Genomic DNA, 7,598 nt, shown 5'->3' with positions numbered 1-7,598 from the left:
GGATGTTGCCGACCAGGGTGACCTCCCGAGCGTGTCGTTTCGGCCGGACCCCGAGCACGCCCGGCAGCAGAATGTCGGCGCCGTCGTCCGCGTGGCTCGACAAGCTGCCGATCGGGTGAGCGAGGCGGTTGCGAGCCGCAGAGTGCCCCTCGTGCTCGGAGGCGACTGTACCGTGAGTGTTGGAGTGATCGCGGGTTTGCTCCAGCATCGAGCTCGCCTCGGCCTTCTTTACTTCGATGGGGACGTGGACCTCAACACCCCCGAGACGACGCGCTCGGGGATCCTGGACGGGATGGTCGTTTCTCACCTCCTCGGCCGCGGAGCGGCAGAGCTCGCGGGGATCGGGCCACGGAGTCCTCTCCTGACCGAGGAGGACATCGTGCTCTTCGGCTACGACGTGGAGTCCGGCTGGATCGACCCTCCGGAGCTCGAGACCCTGGAACGTTGTCGCATGTCCAAGTACCCCGCTGCGCTCGTTCGGGCGGACGCGGCTGCGGCTGCGGAGGAAGCGCTGCGTCACGTGGAAAGCCGCTCCGACGCGATCCTCGTTCACTTCGACGTAGACGTGAGCGACACTCCCGCCGCCGATGTGCCCCATCCGAAAGGACTCGACGCCGATTCGGCCTTCGCCGCGCTGAACGTCTTCGCCGCGGCTCCCAAGTGCGGGGGTGTCGTCGTGACGGAGCTCAACGTGGAGCAGGATCCGGACGGCCGTCAGGCCGATCGCATGGTCTGCGGCCTGGTCGAGGCCTTCGATGCGCGAATCGGATAAGGGGCTCCGAGCACCTTCGCTGGATCCGGTGGACCGGCGCATCCTCGCTCTTCTCCAGGAAGATGCCCGGACGCCGAATGCCGAGATCGCTCGGCGCGTGGGGTTGGTGCCCTCGGCCATCTTCCAGCGCCTGCGAAAACTGGAGAAGCTGGGTGTCATCGTCGGGCACGAAACCCGAATCGACCCGCGTGCCGTCGGCCTGGGACTCACGGCCTTCATCTTCGTGAAGGCGGACGAGAGGGTGGGAAGTCGAGAAACGGCGGACCGCCTCGCCAAGCTCCCCGAAGTGCAGGAGCTGCATCACGTCGCCGGTGAAGATTGCTATCTGGTCAAGGTTCGCGTCGAGGACGCGGCGAGGCTGGGGAAGCTTCTTCGTGAAAAGGTGGGGGGGATCCGTTCGGTGCGATCGACCCGAACCACGATCGTGCTCGAGACGATCAAGGAAACCGGCAAGTTGCCGATGACCGCCGGGCCGACGCGCCCGTGACCAGGCGTGTGGAACGTCTCCAGATCACCGACCCGGAGCATCGGGATTCGTGAGCGCACCCCAGGCCGTCTCGGCGATGGCGGCATCCTGCACCCCGACGCCGGTGAGGTCGCAAACGATGAGCTCGTCGGCTTCCCGTCCCGCCTTTCTTCCGATGACGATGTCACCGAGCTCCGCGTAGACGTCCTCCTCGCGCACGAGTCCGGCGACGAGGGCGTGATGCAGCTCGCCGAGCGCGGCGCATTGGGACCGCCGGTCGACGACGATTTTGTCGGCTTTCGCGAGAATCTTCTCGTCGAGCTCCTGTTTCGCCGGGCCGTCCGAACCGACGGCGATGAGCGTCGCGCTCTCGAGGACGTCCTCGACGCGGACGATGGGTTTGCGCGCGGACGTGACCGTGAGCACGAGGTGGGCGTCGCGTACCGCCTCGGTGGCGTCGTCGGCGGCAGAGCAGGGGATACCGAGCTCCTCCCGCATTTCCGCGCAGTAGCGCTCGACGTGTGCGCGCGTCGGACTCCAGACGATGACCGAGCGAAGCGTTCTCACGCGGGCGATCGCGCGGAGCTGATAGCGGGCTTGCGCCCCGCTCCCGAGAACCGCCATCCTGTCGGTGTTCCGCGGGGTGAGTAGCTCCACGGCAAGCGCACCCGCCGCTGCGGTTCGCATCTCCGTCAGGTACGCGTTGTCATGCAACAAGGCGAGGGGCGTTCCCGTCGTCTGACTGAGCACGAGCACGAGACCGGAGCTCGTGGGCAGGCCGCGCTCGGGATTTCGATAGAAGCCCGAGGCGATCTTCACGGCAAAGATGGGTGCGCCTCGGATGGCTGCGCCCTTGACGTGAACCTCGCCGGCGCAATCGGGGAAATCGAACGACATCGGCGCCGGCTGCTCGGCGCGTTCTTCCGCGAGGGCACGGAAGGCGCGGGTGACCGCCTCGAAAGCCTCGCGCTCCCGGACGACCTTACGAAGATCTTGCTCTCCGATGATGCGCACGATTCGAATCGTTCCCGGCGCGGATGATGCAGGACGCAGATAGGTGAGTCAAGGGGCTTCGCGCAGCTGAATATAGTTGGCGGCGAGCTCGAGCCGTTTCTCCTCGCTGTCCTTCTCCGCCGAAAAGCGCAGCTCGAACTCGTTGAAGCCAGGGCGTAGCTTTTGGACCGTGACGAAGAAGCGGTAGTCCTGCCAGCGAGGTACTGCCTCGACGACGCCGGCGCTCGCGCCGTTCACGACGAGCTCGACTCCGAACGGACCGGCGTTGGGGTCGGCGTGGGCTCGCAACACGACCTCGAAATCCTTGGGGTAACGGATGGGCACGATCAGGCCGGAGCGGCGCGTCCGAGTGCGTCGAACGAAGGCCCCGAACTCCGAAGTCGGAGGCCGCCAGCCGTCATCGAAGAATACGTGAGGCCTTCTGGGATCCGCTTCGGGCTCCCAGCCCAGATAGCGGGGGTCGACATCCGACCAGAAACCGACTCCGTTATCGAACGGACGAATCCGGATGGGCTCGAGGCCGGAGGCGACGTAGTTTTTCTGGAGGAAGGCGGCGATCTCCGGGGTCACGGAATCCCGGAGGTAGTGGCTCCAGAAGATCATCTTGGGAATGGCCCGGCCGGTTCTCAGCGCCTCGAGCATGTCGCGGTGCTCCGCTTCCGATTGCAGCGCGAAGACATGAGGGTGCTGAAAATGGTGGAAGAAAGCTTGCGGGCGGAAGAGGCCGAGGCCGGTGAAGCCGTCGAATGTCGTCTCCCAGGGCGACGAGTTGCGGAGGACGTACTCGATCCCCTGCAGCGTTCCCCAGTTTCCCCGGTCGAAATCGGAGCGCAGTCTCGTCATCGGGACGATGCTCAGCGCCAGGACCGTCACCGCGAGAAGCCCGTTCGCCGCCGACACGAAACCTCCGAATACGCGCCGCGCCGTGAGCTCGGCGACGTCGACGAGAGCCGAGGCAGCGAACAGGGAGAACAGGGGCAGGATGAGAAGAAAGTGCTGGTAGGACATCGCCGGATGGAGGGGGAGCGTCGCGATGAGCGACAGAGTGGGAAGGATCACGGCGGGAGCTCGTCGCGCGACGGACGGGGCGCGAAACATCGTCGCGATCGCTTGGATCGTGCCGATGCCTCCCAGGATCACGGTGGCGGGATCGCGGCGGACGAGCTCCGCGAGAAACCCCCAGGCGTCCAGTCCCGGCCACCGCGTGTTGACGAGGAAATTCGAGTCGAAGAAGGCCCACAACGCGTTCCGAGAAGCGAAGTAGGCGAGAGTGAGGGCAAGTGGGACGAGGAATCCCGCCGCTTGCACGGCTACCAGGCGAAAGCGCGCCGGCAGGGGCATCCCGAGCCGGCGGTCGACGATCATCCAGATCGCGGCCGCCGCGAAGCCCGGGCCGACGAAGAGCACTTTCTGCGTGAACATCGTGGCGGCGCCGAGGGCGAGTCCGCTGGCCAGAAAGCGGAAAGCCGCGCCGCGGGTATCGGCCGATGCCCTCCGCACGCCGACGAGCGCCAGATGCACGCTGGCGACGAGCAGAGCCGCCCCCGGAACGGCCGGCCGCACCTCGAGGCTCTTGGACAAGAAGAACGCGGCGTTACCGAGCAGGAGCGCGGCCAGGAGACCCGTGCGGGCATCTCGAAAGGCTCTTCCGAGAACGAACGTCACGGCGAGCGTGGCGCCCGCGAACACCCATATGAAGCGCCTCGCCAGGAATATGAGGCCGAGAGCTTCGTCCGGGATCCGCTCGACGTCGTAGAAACGGAAGAAAGTCGACAGGAAGACGTGGAGCCAGGGCGTGTGATGATCGAAGTAGTCCCGGTAGGGCACGAGTCCTTTGGACACGCAATACGCGAAGTGGAGGTGCTCGAGCTCGTCGGGATTGAACCCTCGCGTCTCGAGAAGCGGCAGTCGCAGCAAGAAGGGGACGCCGATGAGCGCCACGATCAACACCGTGAGAAGCGTCGACGATCTGGGGGCGTTCACGATGGGACGAAAAGTATAGCACTCCGGATTGCCCGTTTCGTGACGGTATGTTACGACTCACTCTCCTTTCAATGACGACCGAGCTTTCTCCCGACACCGAGACGGCGAGAGCCTTCGCGGAGTCGTGGAATCGTCTTCCCGAGGGCTCCGCCTACACCCGGGCTCAATTTCTGGACTGGCTGGCGCCGCTCGATCCCGAGACCGTACGCGGGAGCTCGGTGCTCGAGCTCGGATTCGGAAACGGTTCGCTCCTCTACCACATGGCGGGCTTCGGCCCCGCGCGACTGGTCGGCGTGGAGCTGGCGAACACTCTCGACGTGGCCCGACGAAACTTGAAGGACTTCCCCGGGAGCCAAGTCGAGCTCCACCGCGGGGACATCACCCGGGTGGTGCTCGGGGAGTTCGATGTCGTCTATTGCATCGGCGTGCTCCACCACTTGACCGATCCTGGGGCCGGTTTCGCCTCGGTGATCCGTCATACGCGACCCGGGGGGCGGTTTCACTGCTGGGTCTACGCCTGGGAGGGAAACGCGATCGTTCGCTACCTCGTGGATCCGCTGAGACGAGTGAGCTCGAGACTTCCCTGGTGGCTCACGAAGTACGCTCTGGCCTTGCCTCTCGTGGTTCCCTACTTTGCCTATGCGAAGCTCTTGCGATGGCTCTGGCCCCGGGGAGCTCCCCGCGGCCTCCGCCCCCTGCTCCCGCTGCATGACTACAGTCTCTGGATCGCCGAGCGCGAGCTCGGATTCTTTCACCACGTCGCTTTCGATCAGCTGGTGACCCCCACCACGACCTACATCCCCCGAGAGCAAGTGGAGGATTGGCTCGCGGATCCGAGGGTCGAGCCGGGCTCGGGTTACGTGATCTTCCGAAACGGCAACTCGTGGAAGTTTGGCGGCCGCAGACGCTCGACGGCGCAGGACGTAAACGGCGACGCCCGGTAGCTCGATATCAGGCAGCGACGCCGTTACGGGCCGCGTCCTCGATGGCGGAGCAGAACAAGTCGATCTCCTCGAGCGTCGTAAAAACGTTCGGCGTGACTCGTATGCAAGAAAACTCGTCCTCAACGAAGCGCGGCCTTACGTGGATGCCGTACTTCGCTTCGAGGAATCGGGTGAGCTTCTCAGCGTCGATGCCCGCGAGGCTCATCGCTCCGATTCCCACCGCTTGCTCCGGCTCGTCCGCGTTCCAGATGGTGACACCCGGGAGATCGCGAAGCCGGTCCGTCCATCGCCGCCTCAGATAATGGAGGCGCGCTGCCTTTCGCCCGACGCCGAGGCTGTCGTGAAACGTCAGCGCTTCGGTAACGGCGCCCCGGAGCGCGATGGGGTGGGTGCCGATCTCCTCGAACTTGCGGATGTCGCCGCGCCTGTCGTCGGGCGCGCTCATGAGAGGCCAGATCTTCGGAATCTTCTCTTTGCGCACGTAGAGGAAGCCGGTGCCGACGGGAGCGAGAAGCCATTTGTGAAGGCTGGTGCCGTAATAGTCGCAGTCGAGATCGTCCCGGGTGAAGGGGAAGTGGGCGAAGCCGTGGGCACCGTCCACGAACGTCTCGATGCCGCGCCGCCGTGCCATCTGGCAGATTTCTCTGACGGGAAAGATCTGTCCGGTGGTGTAGGTGACGTGGCAGACGAGGATGACCTTCGTGCGCGGCGTGATGGCCTGCTCGATGGATCTCGTGATCTCGTCGAGGCTCGAGGGTGGTGTGGGATACGGAACCGCCCGGTGCACGATGCCGTCCCGCTTCTCGCGCTGGCGCCAGGTCGTGACCATGCGCGGATAATCCTGGGTCGTCGTGAGGACTTCGTCTCCTGGCGCGAGGTCGAGGCCGAATTGAAGGATCTCCATCGACTCGCTGGTGTTCCGGGTGATTGCCATTTCTTCGGAGTCGCATCCGAAGGTGGCCGCTAGACGTCGGCGCACGACCTCGACCCGAGGTCCGAGCATCTCATCGACGTAATAAGAGGGACTCATATTCGTGACGTCCCAATACTGCTGCATGGCGGTTTGTACCGAGCGCGGTGCCGGGCTGACGCTCCCGCTGTTCAAATTGATGGAATTCCGGTCGATGGTGAAGGCGTGCCGAACCTGGAACCAGAAATCCTCGTCGCGGGCCAGCTCCTGCGCGCTCCGGCTCGCCGCCGCCGCGACACTCGCGCGCACCTGGGCGAGGGCGTCGGAGCGGACCGCCGCGAGACAACCGCCCGCGATGCCGAGAAAGGTCCGTCGGTTCAGCGTCATCAGAGGGACCCCATTTTAACGAAACCCGGCACGAGCTACCCCGCCTTCAGGCGCCCCTTCATATCCCTGTATGCCGTTTCGATGAGCTTTCTCAGGGCCGCGGCATCGACGTCACGTTCGGGCCTGAGTTTCACGTGGCGCATGTACTTGCCAGTACCTTCCAACAGGCCCGCCGGATCGGCAATCTCGGCGCCACGAAAGAACCCGACGTTCACGTGAGCTTTGAAGGCGTTGACATAGGCAAATGCCGCATCGCCGACACACACGGTCGGATGGCCATCGTGCAATAACTCTCGGACATCGTCTCCGCAATGGCGCATCACCTCGAACCAGCGACTCGCGATCCTCCCCAACTCACCCGAATGCTGATGCATCCAAGCCTCGATGGCCGGATCTCGCTTGACCGAGCTTTCGAACCGCATGAGTTGGCTCATCGTGATCTCATTCCCGACGCGGCGCCACCAAGCGGGAATCTCGAATCGTGGCGTCGAGGCCGCAACGCTACTCTTCACTATTGATGGCAAACTGATCCACGACCCAAAGCCAACTCCCGTCTGGCTGACGTCGGGCCACTTCAGCGGTGATATCTCCGTTGCTCAGTCGGGACGAGGTCAGTGCGAGATCGCCACTGCAGAGCGCCGGGGCCTGGATGCTCGGATCGAGCCGCGGGCGACTGGCAAGAAACTTGACAAAGAAATCCCGAATTTCTTTCAGCCCAATCGCGAACTCGCCGTCACCGTAAGCCACGATGGCATTCGATTCATAGAGTGCCACGAGCCCGTCGATGTCACCAGCATTGGCACGCTCCACGAATTGCTTCTCGAGATCATTTGGCGCATTCGCTGGTTTATGCATTGACGGAGTCTACTCTACTGCACTGCGGGCCTAACGTCAGCGTCAGCGGCAACCTGTAAAGTGGCGTGGCTCGGACTTTCCAATGCCGGTGAGCTGTGGCATGAGCTCCGGCTCGATTCACAGGCGCTTCCGATGCTCAGCCGCCAGCTCGAAGAATATGGGCTGCCCTAGACAGAGGCGCCCGCGTCGAGTGACCGTGCCGTAGACTCCAGCCTTGTTATTCCTCACGCGAACAATGGCCTTCAGCACCTCTTCGTCAGGGCGTGC

General features: G+C 64.2%; 8 protein-coding genes. 3 read left to right on the top strand and 5 right to left on the bottom strand.

Going from position 1 to position 7,598, the window contains the following annotated elements; translation table 11 throughout:
- Both VEK15_19015 and VEK15_19010 read left to right on the top strand, forming a co-directional pair.
- The coding region (locus tag VEK15_19015; protein ID HXV62798.1) for an arginase family protein at positions 1 to 772 on the top strand (772 nt) is incomplete at its 5' end.
- Positions 756 to 1,259 (top strand): Lrp/AsnC family transcriptional regulator, encoded by a 504-nt coding sequence (locus VEK15_19010; GenBank protein HXV62797.1) that lies wholly within the window; start codon positions 756 to 758, stop codon positions 1,257 to 1,259. The genes VEK15_19015 and VEK15_19010, both read left to right, overlap by 17 nt.
- Before the next feature lie 24 nt (positions 1,260 to 1,283).
- Here the strand turns inward: VEK15_19010 and VEK15_19005 are convergent, their stop codons facing one another.
- Positions 1,284 to 2,252, bottom strand: coding sequence for an ornithine cyclodeaminase family protein (locus VEK15_19005; protein ID HXV62796.1), 969 nt, complete (start codon positions 2,250 to 2,252; stop codon positions 1,284 to 1,286).
- Between the two features lie 48 nt (positions 2,253 to 2,300).
- Positions 2,301 to 4,235 (bottom strand): hypothetical protein, encoded by a 1,935-nt coding sequence (locus VEK15_19000; protein HXV62795.1) that lies wholly within the window; start codon positions 4,233 to 4,235, stop codon positions 2,301 to 2,303.
- A gap of 47 nt (positions 4,236 to 4,282) precedes the next feature.
- On the opposite strand from VEK15_19000, the gene VEK15_18995 reads away from it, so the two are divergent.
- Positions 4,283 to 5,179 (top strand): class I SAM-dependent methyltransferase, encoded by an 897-nt coding sequence (locus VEK15_18995; GenBank protein ID HXV62794.1) that lies wholly within the window; start codon positions 4,283 to 4,285, stop codon positions 5,177 to 5,179.
- Between the two features lie 7 nt (positions 5,180 to 5,186).
- Here the strand turns inward: VEK15_18995 and VEK15_18990 are convergent, their stop codons facing one another.
- From VEK15_18990 to VEK15_18980, 3 genes are all read right to left on the bottom strand, one after another.
- On the bottom strand, positions 5,187 to 6,476 hold the full coding sequence (locus tag VEK15_18990) for an aminotransferase class V-fold PLP-dependent enzyme (GenBank protein HXV62793.1): 1,290 nt from the start codon (positions 6,474 to 6,476) through the stop codon (positions 5,187 to 5,189).
- Between the two features lie 35 nt (positions 6,477 to 6,511).
- Positions 6,512 to 6,910, bottom strand: a complete 399-nt coding sequence (locus VEK15_18985; GenBank protein HXV62792.1) for a DUF1801 domain-containing protein — start codon at positions 6,908 to 6,910, stop codon at positions 6,512 to 6,514.
- 67 nt (positions 6,911 to 6,977) lie between these two features.
- Positions 6,978 to 7,331, bottom strand: a complete 354-nt coding sequence (locus VEK15_18980) for a nuclear transport factor 2 family protein (protein HXV62791.1) — start codon at positions 7,329 to 7,331, stop codon at positions 6,978 to 6,980.
- Positions 7,332 to 7,598: the final 267 nt, after the last annotated feature.

The sequence above is a fragment of the Vicinamibacteria bacterium genome (genome assembly GCA_035620555.1).
Taxonomy (GTDB): Bacteria; Acidobacteriota; Vicinamibacteria; order Marinacidobacterales; family SMYC01; genus DASPGQ01.
Note: the sequence above shows the minus strand (reverse complement) of the source record. Positions and strands in the feature narration are given on the sequence as shown.

Excerpts from the sequence above, each read along its gene's own strand:
- VEK15_19010 (HXV62797.1), top strand. The coding sequence starts at position 756 with ATGCGCGAATCGGATAAGGGGCTCCGAGCACCTTCGCTGGATCCGGTG.
- VEK15_18995 (HXV62794.1), top strand. The coding sequence starts at position 4,283 with ATGTTACGACTCACTCTCCTTTCAATGACGACCGAGCTTTCTCCCGAC.
- VEK15_18990 (HXV62793.1), bottom strand. The coding sequence starts at position 6,476 with ATGACGCTGAACCGACGGACCTTTCTCGGCATCGCGGGCGGTTGTCTC.
- VEK15_18985 (HXV62792.1), bottom strand. The coding sequence starts at position 6,910 with ATGAGCCAACTCATGCGGTTCGAAAGCTCGGTCAAGCGAGATCCGGCC.
- VEK15_18980 (HXV62791.1), bottom strand. The coding sequence starts at position 7,331 with ATGCATAAACCAGCGAATGCGCCAAATGATCTCGAGAAGCAATTCGTG.